Source organism: Virgibacillus carmonensis (assembly GCF_057836705.1).
The window spans coordinates 1-521 of sequence record NZ_JBYQFJ010000405.1 but is presented as its reverse complement, the minus strand read 5'-3'; the positions used below and the strand labels follow the sequence as shown (position 1 = coordinate 521).

1 protein-coding gene is annotated in these 521 nt (G+C 45.1%); it reads right to left on the bottom strand.

Features of this window, described 5'->3' with window-relative positions; translation table 11 throughout:
• Positions 1-521, bottom strand: a 521-nt coding sequence (locus AC3G7N_RS22590; RefSeq protein WP_489424335.1) for an isocitrate/isopropylmalate family dehydrogenase, incomplete at both ends; no start/stop codon positions are given.

Sequence of the window (521 nt, the reverse complement as noted above, 5' to 3'; positions counted from 1 at the left end):
ACATGGAAGGAAATTCACCACTTGGGTTTATATTTCCAGACGGGGCAAGCCCCAGCCCTCCGACGATGGCTGATCCCAAATCCGATAAAATGTCACCGAATAAATTGGACGCGAGTACCACTTCGAAAGATTTCGGCCGCTGGACAAAATAGGCAGCCAAGGCGTCAATATAATATTTTTCATAGGCGATATCCTTGTTCTTGTCAGCAATTTCCTCTACCATCCGATCCCAAAATGACATTGCATGGACAACGACGTTTGACTTTGTTGCATTTGTTCCTTTCGTTAAACCATGTTCCCGGGCATATTGATACGCAAATTCAGCAATTTGCGTGATACCCTGCCTTGTCATCACCGTGTTCTGTATTGCCATTTCCCTCGTTTCCCCGTGAAACATATTGCCACCCGAATCGGTATATTCCCCCTCACTATTCTCACGGATAATGACAAAATCAATCGGATTATCCTGTTTCAAGGGGCTTTCCATTCCACGGAGAAGCTTGACCGGTCTAAAATTAACG